This is a genomic window from Arthrobacter sp. zg-Y1116 (assembly GCF_024385485.1).
Lineage (GTDB): Bacteria > Actinomycetota > Actinomycetes > Actinomycetales > Micrococcaceae > Arthrobacter_B.
Genome location: NZ_JANFLR010000001.1, coordinates 1 through 15,220, shown reverse-complemented (window position 1 = coordinate 15,220; position 15,220 = coordinate 1). Strand labels below are relative to the sequence as shown.

Here is a 15,220-nt window from a genome sequence, read left to right as displayed (position 1 = left end):
ACAGACCCTTGTCCTTAGAAACCAGTAGGAGATAACCAAAGTGACTGACATGTATTACGACGACGACGCAGACCTGTCGATCATCCAGGGCCGTACCGTCGCCGTCATCGGCTACGGAAGCCAGGGCCACGCCCATGCCCTCAGCCTGCGCGACTCCGGCGTGGACGTCCGCGTGGGCCTCAAGGAAGGCTCCGCCTCGCGTGCCAAGGCAGAGGCCGAGGGCCTGCGCGTGCTGAACGTGGCGGACGCCGTCGCCGAAGCGGACCTGATCATGGTGCTTACCCCTGACCAGGTGCAGCGTTTCGTCTACGCCGAGGACATCGCCCCGAACCTGCAGGCCGGCGACGCCCTGTTCTTCGGCCACGGCTTCAACATCCGCTACGGTTACATCCAGCCGCCGGCCGACGTCGACGTCGCGCTCGTGGCTCCCAAGGGCCCGGGCCACATTGTGCGGCGCGAATTCGAAGCCGGCCGCGGCGTCCCGGACCTGATCGCCGTCGAGCAGAACCCCTCCGGTACCGCCAAGGAACTGGCCCTGTCCTACGCCAAGGCCATCGGCGGCACCCGCGCCGGCGTCATCGAAACCACCTTCACCGAAGAAACCGAAACCGATCTGTTCGGCGAGCAGGCGGTACTCTGCGGCGGCGCCTCGCAGCTGATCCAGTACGGCTTCGAAACCCTGACGGAGGCCGGCTACCAGCCGGAGGTCGCGTACTTCGAGGTGCTGCACGAGCTGAAGCTGATCGTGGACCTGATGGTCGAAGGCGGCATCGCCAAGCAGCGCTGGAGCGTCTCGGACACCGCCGAATACGGCGACTATGTCTCCGGACCGCGCGTCATTGACGAGAGCGTGAAGGAAAACATGAAGGCCGTCCTCGCGGACATCCAGAACGGTGCCTTCGCCAAGCGCTTCATCGATGACCAGGATGCCGGTGCCCCGGAGTTCAAGGAGCTGCGCAGGAAGGGCGAGGAGCACTCCATCGAAGCCACCGGCCGCGACCTGCGCAAGCTCTTCTCCTGGATCAAGAATGAAGACGATTACACCGAGGGTTCGGTAGCCCGCTAGCCGGACCGTAATCTCCGGCGCCGATTCGCCCTGCGCCCGCACCTGCGCGATAAGCTCGAAAGGCAAGCCGAATCGGCAAGGAGGCCGGACCCCTCGGGTCCGGCCTCCTGCACGAAATGCCCCAACACAATCTTCCAGTGCAAAGAAATCTTCCAAGTGTAAAGAGGTCATCGGTGTCTGCCACCAAACCAGTCGTACTCCTTGCGGAGGAACTCTCGCCCGCCACCGTCGAGGCCCTGGGCCCCGACTTCGACATCCGCACCACCGACGGCGCCGACCGCTCCCAGCTCCTGGCCGCGATTGCCGACGTCGACGCCATCCTCGTGCGGTCCGCCACGCAGGTGGACGCCGAAGCGATCGCCGCCGCCAGGAACCTCAAGGTTATTGCCCGGGCCGGCGTGGGCCTGGACAACGTGGATATCAAGGCCGCCACGCAGGCCGGCGTGATGGTGGTCAACGCGCCGACGTCGAACATCATCTCCGCGGCGGAACTGACGGTGGGGCACATCGTGTCCCTGGCCCGGAACATCCCGCAGGCCAGCGCCGCCCTGAAGAACGGCGAATGGAAGCGCTCCAAGTACAGCGGCACCGAACTGTTCGAAAAGAAGATCGGCATCATCGGCCTGGGCCGCATCGGCGCCCTGGTGGCCGCACGCATGCAGGGCTTCGGCACCGAGATCCTCGCCTATGACCCGTATGTCACCTCCGCCCGCGCCGCCCAGCTGAATGTCCGGCTGGTGTCCCTCGACGAGCTGCTCGCCGAGTCCGACTTCGTCACCATCCACATGCCCAAGACCCCGGAAACGGTGGGCATGCTCGGCGCCGAGGCGTTCGAGAAGATGAAGGACACCGCCTACGTAGTGAATGTGGCCCGCGGCGGACTCGTGGACGAAGCAGCCCTGTACGAGGCGCTGCAGGCCGGAAAGATCGCCGGCGCAGGCGTCGACGTGTTCGTCAAGGAACCCAGCACCGACCTGCCCTTCTTCGCCCTGGACAACGTGGTGGTCACCCCGCACCTGGGCGCCTCCACCGCCGAAGCCCAGGAAAAGGCCGGCATCTCGGTGGCGAAGTCCGTCCGCCTGGCGCTGGCCGGGGAACTGGTGCCCGACGCCGTGAACGTGGCCGGCGGCGTTATTGCCGAGGACGTCCGGCCGGGCATCCCGCTGATCGAAAAGCTGGGCCGGATCTTCACCGCCCTGGCCTCGGATTCCGTGACCGCCATCGACATTGAAGTAGCCGGAGAAATTGCCGCCCTCGATGTGAAGGCACTGGAACTGGCGGCGTTGAAGGGGATCTTCACGGACATCGTGTCCGAGCAGGTCTCCTATGTGAATGCTCCGGTCCTCGCCGAGCAGCGCGGCATCGAGGTCCGGCTGCTGACCACCCCGGACGTGGATGACTACCGCAACCTGCTGACCATCCGCGGCGCCCTGTCCGACGGGACGCGGCTTGAGGTCTCCGGCACCCTTACGGGTCCGAAGCAGATCCAGAAGCTCGTGGGCGTGAACGGGTACGACCTGGAAATCCCCATCAGCGAGCACCTCATTGTGCTGATCTACCAGGACCGTCCCGGCGTCATCGGCGCCCTGGGCCGGGTCCTGGGCGAAAAGGAAATCAATATTGCCGGCATGCAGGTGGCCCGCAACTCCGAGGGCGGCCAGGCACTGTCCCTGCTCACCGTGGATTCCTCCGTGCCGCAGGACGTGCTGGAGGCGCTGAAGCTCGAAATCGGTGCCACCGTGGCCCGCGAGGTGGACCTGCAGGACTAGCAGCACGCCCGCTGTCCGGAGGGCAGCGCCAGTATCGCCGGAAGGCCGGTCCCGAACAGGGCCGGCCTTCCCGCTATGCTGGGGCCATGTCACAGCCCCCGGCGGAGCAGGCCATGCCGGCGCACGAACGGCCCTGGACGGCGGGCGCCCTGCTGCTGGTGGGCATCGGCTCCTATGCCGCCGTCTTCCTTAACACGCAGGTCCTTTGGGGCTGGGACGATCAAGGCGCGGTTGTCCTGGTCAACCGGATGGTTTTCGCCCTGGCAGTGGTCCTGACCGGGCTGACGGTTTTTGCGCCGGCCCGGCCGCCCGCCGTCGGAATCCGGCTGGCGGTTTATCTGGCTCCGCTGAGCCTGCTGCTGTGGCTGGTCCCGGCGCAGTCCAGTTTTATGGAATTGCTGGTCGCGCTGCTGCCGCCCTGGGCTTTGTTGACCGCGCTCTACGGGGTCCGGGGTGGGCTTCCGACGGGATGGAGATTCGTCCTGGCCTATCTTGGAACAGGTGCGGCCGGCTGTTTGCTGATCGCCACGGTGTGGGTCAACGAATTGGTGTGGATTATGCCCGTACTGCCCCTGATGCTGCTGCTTCGGCCCAGCTACCGGCAACGCAGGCTCAGGGTGGCGGTGGAGATTTTCCTGGCGGTGCTGCTGGCGGCGTGTATCGGGGCCGAGTTCGTCCTCCTGCCGCAGGGGGACTCCTGGTTGCCTTACCGCAGCATCGTGGGAACGGCGTGCACCATCAGCCTTTTTTACACCGCCGTCCTGCTGGGCATCGCCCGCCGTACCGGCACCGAAGCGACAAGTCCCGCTAAAACAGGGTAATTTTCTTATGTGACTTCTTCCGATTCCAAGACCCCGTTCTACATCACCACGGCCATCTCCTACCCGAACGGCGAGCCCCACATCGGGCACGCCTACGAACACATCGCCACGGACGCCATGGCCCGCTTCAAGCGCCTCGACGGCTACGACGTGTTCTTTATGACGGGCACGGACGAGCACGGCCTGAAGATGCAGCAGTCCGCGGATAAGGAAGGCGTTACCGCCAAGGAACTCGCGGACCGCAACTCCGCCGCCTTCAAACAGATGGAAGCGGACATGGGCACCTCCTATGACCGCTTCATCCGCACCACCGACGCCGACCATTACGCCGCAGCGCAGGCCATCTGGAAGCGGATGGAGGAGAACGGCGACATCTACCTCTCCAAGTACTCCGGCTGGTACTCCGTCCGGGACGAGGCCTACTACACCGAGGACGAGACTGAAGTCCGCGAGGACGGTGTGCGCTACTCCAAGGAGACCGACACCGAGGTGACCTGGACGGAAGAAGAAAGTTACTTCTTCCGCCTCTCCGCCTACCAGGACCGGTTGCTGGCCCTGTACGAATCCCAGCCGGACTTCGCAGCCCCGCGCTCGCGGTTCAACGAAGTCATCAGCTTCGTCAAGGGCGGCCTGGAGGATCTTTCCATCTCCCGCACCACGTTCAACTGGGGCGTGCCCGTGCCGGGCAACCCGGACCACGTGATGTACGTGTGGGTGGACGCGTTGACCAACTACCTCACCGGCGTCGGCTTCCCGGATACGGAAAGCGAAGCGTTCAAGAAGTACTGGCCGGCCGATGTGCACGTGATCGGCAAGGACATCTCCCGCTTCCACGCCATCTTCTGGCCGGCGTTCCTGATGTCCGCCAAGCTGGAGCTGCCTCGGCGGATCATGATCCACGGCTTCCTGCACAACAAGGGCGTCAAGATGTCCAAGTCGCTGGGCAACGTGGTGGCTCCGAAGGCCTGGGCCGAGCAGTACGGCTTGGATTCCGTGCGGTTCTTCCTGCTGCGCGAGGTGCCCTTCGGTGCGGACGGCTCCTACAACCACGACGCCGTCGTCGGGCGGATGAATTCCGACCTCGCCAACAACCTTGGCAACCTTGCCCAGCGCTCACTGTCCATGGTGGCCAAGAACTGCGGCGCAGCGGTGCCGCAGCCCGGAGCGTTCACCCCCGAGGACACTGCGCTGCTGGAAGCGGCCGGGAACCTGCTGCAGATCTCCCGCGAGGCCTACGAGGTCCAGGATTTCCACGGGGCACTGGAAGCCACATGGAAGGTCCTCGGCGACACCAACGCCTACTTCGCCGACCAGGCACCGTGGGTGCTGCGGAAGACCGACGTCGAGCGCATGAACACCGTGCTCTACGTGACGCTGGAGGTGCTGCGCATTGTGGCCATCCTGATCCAGCCGGTGATGCCGGAAAGTGCGTCGAAGCTGCTCACTGTCCTGGGCCAGGACGACGACGCCGCCCGGCAGTTCAGTGCGATCGGCGCGCCGCTGGTGCCGGGTACCCAACTGCCGGCTCCGACCCCCATCTTCCCGAAGTACGAGGAACCGGCCGAACAGGCCTAAGACATAAAAACACCCCCGGCAGGTTGCCGGGGGTGTTTTTGGATCCTGGGCAGGTCAGATGGATTCGGCGGAGCCGAGGAACCGCTGCGCGGCGGTGCGTTCCATCACGCCGGCCACGTCTTCCTGCTGACGTCGGGCGGTTTCGGTGAGTTCCTGCAGCCGCGCCGTGTTGAACCGGTGATCCGTGGCGGAAAGCACCAGCAGGGTCCGCCACAGGGATTCCTTCATCCGCACCAGGGACTGCAGGGATTCCAGTTCCAGCTGCCCCGTGGCGCCGCCGCCGGTGCTGAGCGGATTCAGCGGACCCAGCTTGCCCGCTGCAGCCCCCACCATGGCCGCAGCCGCCTTCACCTTGCTGCGCGAATAGCCCAGCGCATGGATCAGGGATTCCAGCTCGTCGCGTTCATCGGCGATCTCTTCCGCGAGCCGGGCGAAGGTTTCCTCATAGGGGGATCCTTCCCAGGTGCGCTGCGCGGCTGTGAAAAGGCGGACGCCCGTTTCCGCCCCGACCAGATGGTCGTCCAGGTAGGCGGCCAGCGATTCGTGTTCCGTCTGTGACTGCTGCATGTGCTCTCCTCACGTCGTCCGGATGCATCTCGTCGTGCCGGCTGAAATCAGCCTGCTTAGTAATTCATCCTGTTCAGTATCCTTGCAGATCCGCGGCCGGACCGCGAGGAGCTAGTCCGCGGCCAGCCCGGCCACGGGGGAGAGCCGGGCCGCACGCCGGGCGGGAAGCACCGACGCAGCCAGTCCCGCCAGGAGCGCCACGGCCAGGACGGCGAGCAGCTGCAGCCAGGGCAGCGACAGAGCCACAGTGGTGAAGGAACCCAGCGCGGATTCCGCTCCCAACCAGCCGTACAGTGAGCCCAGGATGCTGCCCATCAGGGCAGCCACACCGGCAATCAGCACGGCCTCCAGGGCAAGCATGCCGCGCAGCTGTCCGCGGGTCAGGCCCAATGCGCGCAGCAGCGAGGACTCACGGGTGCGTTCCAGGACGGACAGGGAGAGGGTGTTTGCCACACCCACCAGGGCAATCACCACTGCCACTCCCAGCAGCCCGGTGACCACCATCAGCAGGACGTTGATGATCTGTTCAAAAGCCCCCCGCTCAATGGCCGAGCCCGAGACGGCGTAGTCCTCCACGTCCACCGCCGCGGCAAGGTCGGTGCGCAGGTCCATCAGCTCGTTGGTGTTCAGGCCGTCCGCCACGGTCAGCCACAGCTGCGGCTGCACAGGATAGGTATCCGCTTCCGCCGCCGGCAGACCGCCGAGGGTTTCGGCAGTCTCGCTGCTGATCAGCGGCTGCAGCTGGCTGCTGTCCGAGACCACCACCTTCAGTTCGACGCTCTTGGCCGCTCCTTGAACCGTAAGGGTTTTCTCCGTGGTTCCCTGCGGCATCAGGATGACGCCTGACTCCAGTACCAGGGTGGAATCCTGCAGCACCTTCGCGGCGTCGGCAGGGTCCAGGGCATAGACACCGTACGGTCCGTACTCCGTCTCGGTCATGCCGGCCGGAGGCACCAGTACCGCTTCCTGCACACCCTTCACGGCACGGGCCGCGTCCTCGTCGGTGGAGGTGAACGGCGAGTCGTCGATGGGACCGCTGATGCTGACATCAACCGGGTATTCCGCCGCCAGCACACCGTCCAGGGAGGTTCGGACGGTCGCAGCGCCGGTCATCATCATGGTCACCAGGGTGACGCCGATCAGCAGGGCGGAGGAAGTGGCGGAGGTGCGCTGGGGGTTGCGGACGGCGTTGAGGGCCGCCAGCTTGCCCGGCACACCCAACGGCGCCGCGATCCTGCCGACGGTGCGCACCAGGGACGGAACAAACAACGTGGCGCACATCAGCACGCCCACGAAGCTGAGCATCCCGCCGGGCAAGGCAATGAGCAGGTTCCCTTTTACCGCGCCGACGGCCAGCAGTGCGGCGCCGACCGCCAGCAGTACCAACCCGAGGCCCAGGCGGACACGTCCACGTCGAGTTCCTGCACGGACGTCGTCCGCCGGACGCAGGGCTGCCAGAGGTGCAACGGTCGTGGCGGCGCGTGCCGGAACCAGCGAGGCCAGGACTGTCAGCGCGATGCCGACACCCAGCCCGGCGACAACGGCCAGGGGGGAGACCGACAGCGTTGCGAAGCCGCTCTCCGGGATGTTCTTCAGGTAGGCGATAATGCCGCCAACGAGTGCAATGGCTGCGAGGACTCCGGCAACTGACGCCACGATGCCAACGATCAGTGCTTCCACGATGACGGAGCGGCGGATCTGCGAGCGGGCGGCGCCAATGCACCGGAGGAGGGCGAGTTCCCGCGTGCGCTGGGCCACCAGCACCGAGAAGGTATTGGAGACCACCAGGGCACAGACCAGCAGGGCCACGGCAGCGAAGGCCAGCAGGATGGTGGTGAGGATGTCCTCCCCTCCGGTGAAGGAGGCAACCACAGCGTCCGTCTGTTCCTGCGCGGTGCGGACGTACACACCCTCCAGGCCGCTGATGTCCTGCTGCAGTGCTGCACGGACGTCCTCCACTGAGGCGCCGTCGGCCAGTGCCACCTGGATGCTGGTGAAACCGGACCCGGGCTCACCGAACTCAGCCGCCGTGGCAGAGGTTGAATACAGCTGCGGGGTTCCCATGAGCTGCGGGTCCTTGGACGCGGACACCAGGGCAGTGACCGTGAGCTCGGCCGTTTGTTGCTCACCTGTGGGGTCATCGATAAAGGCGGTGAGGGGTAGCACCGACCCCTCGGTCAGCTCCTGGCGCTCGGCGGTGTCCTTGTCCACGGCTACTTCGTTGTCGGCGACCGGGAGCGTTCCCTGGAGTACGTCCACGGGGAAGAGGTCCGCGTGCTCCGAGGTGTTGCCCAGCTGGGCGACGTTCAGGTCCTTGCCGAAGGCGACGTAGGTCTGCCGGGCCGCGTAGATACCCTCCACGCCGGGGGTCTCCCGGACCAGGGCGGCGGTGTCTTCATCCAATACGGCCGCGTCCGCACTGTACATATCGCTGGTGACGAGCAGATCGGCGTTCCGGTACGCCTCGCCGACGCTCTGCGTCAGCGAGGCCTTGGACGAGGAATTGATGATGAGGGTGGCGGTGAGGAAGCCGACGGCAATCAGCACCGCCAGGGAAACGGCGATGAACCGCCGGGCATTCAGGCGCACCTGCGCCAGGGCTACCTGCAGCATGCTTATGCCCCCAGCTGGGTGAGGGCGGCGAGCACGGACTCGGGGGTCGGCTGCGCCAGTTCCCCGACCAGCTCGCCGTCGTTCATCAGGACCACGCGGTCAGCGTAGGAAGCGGCCACGGGGTCGTGCGTGACCATGATGATGCTCTGGCCGAACTCCTTGGTGGAGCGGCGAAGGAGCGAGAGTACTTCGGCACCGGACTTGGAATCCAGGTTGCCGGTGGGTTCGTCGCCGAAGAGTACATGCGGGCGGGTCAGGAGGGCCCGGGCCACGGCCACGCGCTGCTGCTGCCCGCCGGAAAGCTCGTGGGGGCGGTGCCGAAGCCGGTCCCGCAGGCCGAGGGTTTCGGTGATGAAGTCCAGCCATTCACGGTCCACGGTGCCGTTGGCCAGGGAGACCGGCAACGTGATGTTCTGCTCCGCGGTCAGTGTGGGCACCAGGTTGAAGGACTGGAACACGAATCCCACGCTGTCGCGGCGCAGGCGGGTGAGATCGGCGTCCTTCAGACCGGTGATTTCGGTGCCGCCTACCCAGATACGGCCCGAGTCTGAAGTGTCCAGGCCCGCGAGGCAGTGCATCAGTGTGGATTTGCCGGAGCCGGAGGGGCCCATGATGGCGGTGAACGTACCGGTTTCGAAACTGACGTCCACGTCCTTCAGGGCGTGGACGCGGGTGTCGCCGGTTCCGTAGGTCTTGTTCAGGAGCTGTGCGGCGGCGGCCAGACGCGGTTTTCCGGCGCCGGCCGCAGGGGAATGCTGTGCAAGTGATGTCATACCGCCACAGTATTGCCGAGGCGGATGCGGTTACATCGGAGGGCAGGAGGTCATTTTTCTCAGCGTCTCATACCGTGGGTGGAAGGGGGCCGGCCAGCCGGTAGGACTCGCGGAGCAGCTCGGACAGCTCATCCGGAGGCAGATGCTCCAGCCGGGCCAGGAGGAGCAAGGGGGACCGGTTGTGGTGCGGCGTCCAATAGAACAGGTCCGGCTGCAGCGCCGCCAGCGCCTCGCGTTCGGCGCTCTTCACGGTCAGGACACCGTCCTCCCACATCCGGGCCATCAGGGTACGGGCGAACCAGGCCGGCTGCTTCCAGCTAAGGCGCTCCGTCACGCCCGGGAGGGAGAGACAGATGGAGCGAACGTCGTCGACCGTGACCATCCCCCTAGGGTGCGACAATCCCCGTCTCGTAGGCAATGACCACGGCCTGTACCCGGTCCCGGGCCTCCAGCTTGGCCAGGATATGCCCCACGTGGGTCTTCACGGTCGCTTCGGACAGGTACAGCTTCGCGGCGATTTCCGGATTGGACAGGCCCTGCGCAATCAGGGTGAACACCTCGTGTTCGCGCGGGGTCAGGGAGGCGACGGCGTCGGCATGCCGGCTGCCCGGCGCACCGGCCGTGCGCAGCAGGGGAGCGACGTGGTTGAGGAGGCGGCGCGTAGTAGACGGTGCAATGACGGCGTCCCCGCGGTACACGGTCCGGATGGCCTCCAGGAGTTCCTCGGGCGGTGCGTCCTTCAGGAGGAATCCGCTGGCTCCGGCCTGGATGGCGGTGAGCGCGTATTCATCCAGGTCGAAGGTGGTCAGGACTACGACCTTGGGTTTGCTGCCGGTGTCGCCGTCCAGAATCCGGGAGGTGGCTTCGATGCCGTCCATCCCGGGCATACGGACGTCCATCAGTACGACGTCGGCGGACACGGCTGCCAGCGCGGCCAGCGCCTCCCGCCCGTTACCGGCTTCGGCAACAACCTTGAGGTCGGGCTGGGAATTGATCAGCATCCGGAACCCGCCGCGCACCAGCTGCTGGTCATCAACGAGGAGTACCCGGATGGGGGCTGCGGGCTCGGTGGACGGGTCGGACGCTGCAGTCCAGGGGGAATCCGGCACTGTGGCTAGGCCTCCGTGTAGGGAATGAATGCTTCAATGCGGAATCCTCCGCCGGCCGCAGGGGCGGCCTTCAACGTTCCATCGTAGAGGGACAGCCGCTCTGCCATGCCCTTGATGCCCTGCCCGGCGCCGTCGTCGTGCAGGGCCGACGCCGCGCCCAGCCCGTCGTCGTGGACATCCAGTTCCAGTCCGGCAGGGGTCCACCGCAGGGCCACGTCGGCACGCGCCCGCGGGCCGGCGTGCTTGAGCACGTTGGTGAGCGACTCCTGGATCACCCGATAAGCGGTAAGCTCCGCCCCCGGCGGCAAGGCGCGCCGCGGCGTACCGGTAACGCTGAAGGCGGCTTCCAGCCCGCCCCGTTGAACGGACTCCAGCAGTTCGTCGATGTCGGCGAGGGAAGGGAGGGGACGGGTAGAGGCGGCTTCGTCGCCGCGCAGTACGCCAAGCAGTCGGCGCATCTCCCGCAGGGAACTTCGGCCGGTCTCTGCAATGACGCCCAGCGTCTTCGGCGCGATGTCCGGGTCCTCGGCGCTCGCATACCGGGCGCCGTCGGCCTGGGTGATGATCACTGACAGTGAGTGCGCCACGATGTCGTGCATTTCGCGGGCGATGTGGCTGCGTTCATCGGCGGCGGCGAGTTCACGTTCCTGTTGGCGTTCCACTTCGAGCCGATGCGCGCGGTCCTGGAGGGCCTGCACGGCCAGGCGACGGGTGCGGGTCAGGTCGCCGAACGTCCATGCCACCAGGACCACCGCTTCGACGGCGACGAGGTCGATGACGGCGATGACGGAAATGCCCTCCCCGGCGATGTCGGGGAAGATATACCGGATCAGGAAGAGTGCCCCGCCGATGGCGGCCAGGGCCAGCCCGGCAATGCTCGCCCAGCGCGGGGCGAAGGCAGCCAGGGAATACACAGTGACCAGCACGAAGATGTCTGCCGGCAGGCCGGTGACCGGGACCAGGAAAAGCTGGAGGACACAGGCGGCGGCTTGGACGGCGGCTGCCGCTACCGGGCGGCTGCGGCGCCAGGCCAGGCTCATGCAAATGGCCGCGGACAGGACGAACTCGACGTTTTGTCCTCCTCCCGCCAGCAGGAAGGGGACGGCGAAGATGAGCGTGGCAGCGATTGCCTGCCAGAAGTTCACTTTCCCGGAGTTCGCCTGCAGCCAGGCATAGAGTCGTCGGTGCACGAGCATGGAAACCAACTTTAGGGGTGTTCGGGCGTCCGCGCGTCATACTGCGGGTTGAACTCCCGGAGGTGATGTCCCGGAGGTCCGTCCCGGGTGTCCACGATGCGGGACGGGTTGCCCGGTATCTGGACCGGTTTCCTAGGATGGGCAGCATGAGCGAAGACACACCCCGAACCATTTCCCTGGCCGTCATCCCCGGCGACGGGATTGGCCCCGAAGTCACCGCCGAAGCAGTGAAGGTGCTGCTGGCGGTAACCGGCGGCAGCCCCGTCCGGTTTGAGCTGACGGAATACCCGCTGGGAGCGGAGCACTGGCTGGAAACCGGCGAGACGCTTCCGGAGCACACGCTGGAAGCGCTCAAGGGGCACGATGCCATCCTGTTCGGTGCCGTGGGTGCCGCACCGGGGGACACGCTCGTCCCGTCGGGCCTGATAGAGCGCGAACTGCTGCTGAAGCTGCGGTTCAGCCTGGACCACTACGTCAACCTGCGGCCGTCCCGCCTGTACCCGGGTGTGCACAGCCCGCTTTCTGCTCCGGGCAACGTGGACTTCGTTGTGGTGCGCGAAGGTACCGAGGGACCGTACGCCGGCAACGGGGGAGTGCTGCGGGAGGGCACCCCGCAGGAAATCGCCACCGAGGTATCCCTGAACACCGCGTACGGCGTGGAACGGGTAGTGCGCGACGCCTTCCGCCGGGCCGCTGCCCGGCCGCGCCGCCACCTGACCCTGGTCCACAAGCACAACGTGCTGGTGAATGCGGGCAGGCTCTGGAAGCGCACCGTGGAGAAGGTAGCCGCCGAGTTCCCGGAGGTGACACATGACTACCTGCACGTGGATGCCGCAACGATCTTTATGGTGAGCGATCCGTCACGCTTCGACGTGATTGTCACCGACAACCTGTTCGGTGACATCATCACGGACCTCGCAGCGGCGATCACCGGCGGGATCGGCCTGGCGGCCTCCGGAAACATCAACATGGACCGGACCTTCCCCTCCATGTTCGAGCCGGTCCACGGCTCCGCTCCCGATATTGCCGGGCAGCAAAAGGCCGACCCCACCGCAGCCATTCTTTCTGCCGCGCTCCTGCTGCAGCATCTGGGCTTCCACGAAGAAGCGGCCAGAGTGGAACGGGCAGTGGAGAAAGACCTCGCCGGCAGGGACGGAACGCGGCGTTCCACCGCTGAGGTCGGCGATGCCATTGCCACCGCAGTGTCATAAGCTCGTGCATAGCCAATAAGCAGTCGTAGAACGGGCTTTTGCCGTTCACAGTGGAGGAATCATGACCGTCAGTGCACTGGAGTTTTCCCAGGAGCTTTCCAGCAATCCCAAGCTCGCCGCCGAGCGTGCAGCCATCCTGGCAAACCCCGGGTTCGGCGACTACTTCACGGATCACACCGCCGTCATTGACTGGAAGGCGGGGGAGTCCGGCGAGCAGGAGTGGCAGAACGCTCGGATTGAGCCCTACGGTCCCATCTCCATTGATCCTGCCGCCGGCGTGCTGCACTACGGCCAGGAGATTTTCGAGGGCCTGAAGGTCTACCGCCATGCCGACGGTTCAGTGGTGAGCTTCCGTCCGGAGGCCAATGCCGCCCGCCTGAACCTTTCCGCCCGCCGGCTTGCCCTGCCCGAACTGCCCGAGGAACTGTTCCTGGAGTCCATCCGCCAGCTGGTGGCACTGGACCAGGACTGGATCCCCGACGGAGACGGCGCCGCGCTGTACCTGCGTCCCTTCATGATCGCCACGGAGGCCTTCCTTGGCGTTCGCCCGGCCCGTGAAGTCTCCTACCGGGTCATCGCCTCCCCGGCCGGAAACTACTTCGGCGGGGAATTGAAGCCTGTATCCATCTGGCTCTCCTCCAAGTACGCCCGCGCAGGCCGCGGCGGCACCGGGGAAGCCAAGTGCGGCGGTAACTACGCGGCGTCGCTCATTGCCCAGATGGAAGGCGAAGCGAACGGCTGCAAGCAGGTGCTGTTCCTGGACGAATTCAATGACAACGCCGTTGAAGAACTGGGCGGCATGAACGTCTTCTTCGTCTTCAAGGACGGCCGTCTGGTCACGCCGGCCCTGTCCGGCACCATCCTGCACGGCATTACCCGCTCGTCCGTGCTGCAGCTGGGCCGCGACCGCGGCATGGACGTCCAGGAACGCAAGATCACCCTGGACGAATGGCGCGAGGGCATTGCCTCCGGCGAGATCACCGAGGTGTTCGCCTGCGGTACGGCTGCCGTCATTACCCCGATCGGCCAGCTGAAGTCCGAGGACGAGGTCATTGGCTCCGCCGACTCCAAGCCCGGCGAGGTCACCATGTCCATCCGCGAGCAGCTGCTCGGCATCCAGACCGGCACCGTGGAGGATACCCACGGCTGGCTGACCCGCCTGGCCTAGGACAAACATGCCAATGCTTCCGGAATCCGGAGTGGTCCGCAGCAGTGACCTGACCCGCGTAAGGCTGGCGCCGAACCCGGGTCCCATGTCGCTGGACGGCACCAACAGCTACATTGTGGCTGCCCCCGGATCCGGAAGCACGGTGGTGGTGGACCCGGGCCCCCGGGACGAGCAGCACCTGCAGGCCCTGGCGGATGCCGGAACCGTGGAGCTGGTGCTCATCACCCACCGGCATTCCGACCACACGGAGGCCAGCCGGCGGTTCGCCGAACTGACCGGCGCTCCGGTGCGGGCCTTCGATCCCGCTTTCTGTGTGTCGGGCAAACCACTGGCGGCTGATGAAGAGATCTCCGCTGCAGGTGTGGACATCCGGGTCCTTGCGGCTCCGGGCCACACGTCCGATTCGGTGTGCTTCTGGCTTCCCGACGACGGCGCCAACGGTTCCGTCCTGACGGGGGACACCATCCTGGGGCGGGGTACTACCGTGCTGGACTATCCGGACGGAAACCTCGGCGATTACCTGGACACACTGGATATGCTCTCCAACCTTGGACCGGCCATGGTCCTTCCCGGACACGGACCGGTCCAGGCGGACCTTAGTTCCCTGGTCCTGACCTACCGCGACCACCGAGAAGAGAGGTTGGAACAGATCCGGGCAGCCCTGGCACAAGCCGGGCCGGACGCCGGCGCGGGGGAGATCGCTGACTTGGTCTACTCCGATGTGCCGGCGAACGTCCGCCGGGCGGCGGAACTTTCGGTGGCCGCGCAGCTCGCCTATCTGCGGAACGGCAGCTGACGAAGGAGATTCCGGCCCGGAGCTGTCCGCGCGGGTGTGACGAGGAAAACCGGCTGCGGGCTTGCATGGGGGCAGCGGGACAGTCCTAAAATGGAAACATCGGTTGCAGGGCAGGGCAGGGCAGGGGACGGAAAACTGTTCCCGGGCCCAGTGCGACAGGTCACTTCGATCCGGTTTGCAAGGACCGGAAGCGATGTGTAGAGTTACATGAGTCGCCGCGGCCGGGACGCTGGAAAAGCGCCCGAGCATGGCGGCCAAACCCCAACAAAAAACAGAGTCCAACCAGTGCGCGCCCTTCGCGGGGCCGGTGGAAAAGACTCCGTTGGATGCTGGGTCCGGAACGGCGGAAAACGCCTTTCACGGGTTCCCGACAAGGGAAACCGCGAATTGCAAATAACGCCGGAATGGAATAAGATATAAAAACATTGCAGCGAAGGAGAAAAGGAAAACATTGTTTTCCCGAGTATTTTCGGATTGCGTCTGTTGTTTGAGAACTCAATAGTGTGCCAAGTTTATTGATACCAATTTATTTTGATTGGTTGAACAGGCCGTTTCC

General features: G+C 65.6%; 13 protein-coding genes. 7 read left to right on the top strand and 6 right to left on the bottom strand.

From position 1 onward, the window contains the following. The first annotated feature begins 40 nt into the window (after nt 1–40). The 4 genes from ilvC (at nt 41) to metG (ending at nt 5,231) form a co-directional block, all read left to right on the top strand. Nucleotides 41–1,066 (top strand): ketol-acid reductoisomerase, encoded by a 1,026-nt coding sequence (ilvC, locus tag NNX34_RS00065; RefSeq protein ID WP_255764579.1) that lies wholly within the window; start codon nt 41–43, stop codon nt 1,064–1,066. Nucleotides 1,067–1,239: 173 nt separating this feature from the next. Then, the gene (gene serA, locus NNX34_RS00060; protein ID WP_255764578.1) at nt 1,240–2,835 is read left to right on the top strand and encodes a phosphoglycerate dehydrogenase; all 1,596 of its coding nucleotides are present in this window, start codon (nt 1,240–1,242) and stop codon (nt 2,833–2,835) included. An 86-nt stretch (nt 2,836–2,921) separates the two neighbouring features. After that, nucleotides 2,922–3,656, top strand: a complete 735-nt coding sequence (locus tag NNX34_RS00055; RefSeq protein ID WP_255764577.1) for a hypothetical protein — start codon at nt 2,922–2,924, stop codon at nt 3,654–3,656. A 9-nt stretch (nt 3,657–3,665) separates the two neighbouring features. Next, nucleotides 3,666–5,231, top strand: coding sequence for a methionine--tRNA ligase (gene metG / locus NNX34_RS00050; protein ID WP_255764576.1), 1,566 nt, complete (start codon nt 3,666–3,668; stop codon nt 5,229–5,231). A gap of 54 nt (nt 5,232–5,285) precedes the next feature. Here metG and NNX34_RS00045 read toward each other — a convergent pair whose 3' ends face one another. From NNX34_RS00045 to NNX34_RS00020, 6 genes are all read right to left on the bottom strand, one after another. Next, nucleotides 5,286–5,798: a hypothetical protein gene (locus NNX34_RS00045; RefSeq protein WP_255764575.1), complete on the bottom strand. Its 513-nt coding sequence runs from the start codon at nt 5,796–5,798 to the stop codon at nt 5,286–5,288. Nucleotides 5,799–5,909: 111 nt separating this feature from the next. Beyond that, complete coding sequence (locus NNX34_RS00040) at nt 5,910–8,411, bottom strand: ABC transporter permease (protein ID WP_255764574.1); 2,502 nt, start codon at nt 8,409–8,411, stop codon at nt 5,910–5,912. 2 nt (nt 8,412–8,413) lie between these two features. After that, nucleotides 8,414–9,184: an ABC transporter ATP-binding protein gene (locus tag NNX34_RS00035; protein WP_255764573.1), complete on the bottom strand. Its 771-nt coding sequence runs from the start codon at nt 9,182–9,184 to the stop codon at nt 8,414–8,416. Nucleotides 9,185–9,251: 67 nt separating this feature from the next. Beyond that, on the bottom strand, nt 9,252–9,566 hold the full coding sequence (locus tag NNX34_RS00030) for an MmcQ/YjbR family DNA-binding protein (protein WP_255764572.1): 315 nt from the start codon (nt 9,564–9,566) through the stop codon (nt 9,252–9,254). 4 nt (nt 9,567–9,570) lie between these two features. After that, nucleotides 9,571–10,293, bottom strand: a complete 723-nt coding sequence (locus NNX34_RS00025; protein ID WP_255764571.1) for a response regulator transcription factor — start codon at nt 10,291–10,293, stop codon at nt 9,571–9,573. 5 nt (nt 10,294–10,298) lie between these two features. Further along, nucleotides 10,299–11,489, bottom strand: a complete 1,191-nt coding sequence (locus NNX34_RS00020; RefSeq protein ID WP_255764570.1) for a sensor histidine kinase — start codon at nt 11,487–11,489, stop codon at nt 10,299–10,301. Between the two features lie 146 nt (nt 11,490–11,635). On the opposite strand from NNX34_RS00020, the gene NNX34_RS00015 reads away from it, so the two are divergent. The 3 genes from NNX34_RS00015 to NNX34_RS00005 all read left to right on the top strand — a co-directional run bounded on the left by NNX34_RS00015 (nt 11,636) and on the right by NNX34_RS00005 (nt 14,664). After that, complete coding sequence (locus tag NNX34_RS00015; protein ID WP_255764569.1) at nt 11,636–12,700, top strand: 3-isopropylmalate dehydrogenase; 1,065 nt, start codon at nt 11,636–11,638, stop codon at nt 12,698–12,700. Nucleotides 12,701–12,761: 61 nt separating this feature from the next. Continuing rightward, nucleotides 12,762–13,868 carry a branched-chain amino acid aminotransferase gene (locus tag NNX34_RS00010; RefSeq protein ID WP_255764568.1) on the top strand — a complete coding sequence of 369 codons (1,107 nt, stop codon included), beginning with the start codon at nt 12,762–12,764 and terminating at the stop codon, nt 13,866–13,868. A 7-nt stretch (nt 13,869–13,875) separates the two neighbouring features. Continuing rightward, nucleotides 13,876–14,664, top strand: a complete 789-nt coding sequence (locus NNX34_RS00005; protein WP_370646903.1) for an MBL fold metallo-hydrolase — start codon at nt 13,876–13,878, stop codon at nt 14,662–14,664. Nucleotides 14,665–15,220: the final 556 nt, after the last annotated feature.